Here is a 289-nt window from a genome sequence, read left to right on the forward strand (position 1 = left end):
CGCTATCACGAGAAGAGTTAAGAATGTCACGGCCTACTTCACCATCAGTCACACTGTAGTAGTGCGCTTGATCGCGGAATAAGTAAGGCATGTTGAATGATGAATAAGCAGGAGAAAAAGCTTCTAGCTCAGCAGCATTACTTTTCACCATATCTAAAGCGCCGTTCTGCATCAGCTCCATAGATTCACGCTGTGTACCCAATTGAGCATCAGGGTAAATACGAATACGCACCTCACCATCAGTCAATTCACGTACTTCTTTCGCCATAAACGTCATCGCTTCATGTAC

Annotated in this window: 1 protein-coding gene; it reads right to left on the reverse strand. The window is 44.6% G+C overall.

All coding sequences use genetic code 11. The features are described from left to right. Window positions 1–289 (reverse strand): TRAP transporter substrate-binding protein DctP (dctP, locus tag AB4486_RS27975; RefSeq protein WP_372120076.1); only part of this gene is annotated, 289 nt, incomplete at both ends.

It is taken from the genome of Vibrio sp. 10N.222.55.C6, from assembly GCF_041473395.1.
In the GTDB taxonomy this organism is placed as follows: domain Bacteria; phylum Pseudomonadota; class Gammaproteobacteria; order Enterobacterales; family Vibrionaceae; genus Vibrio; species Vibrio crassostreae_C.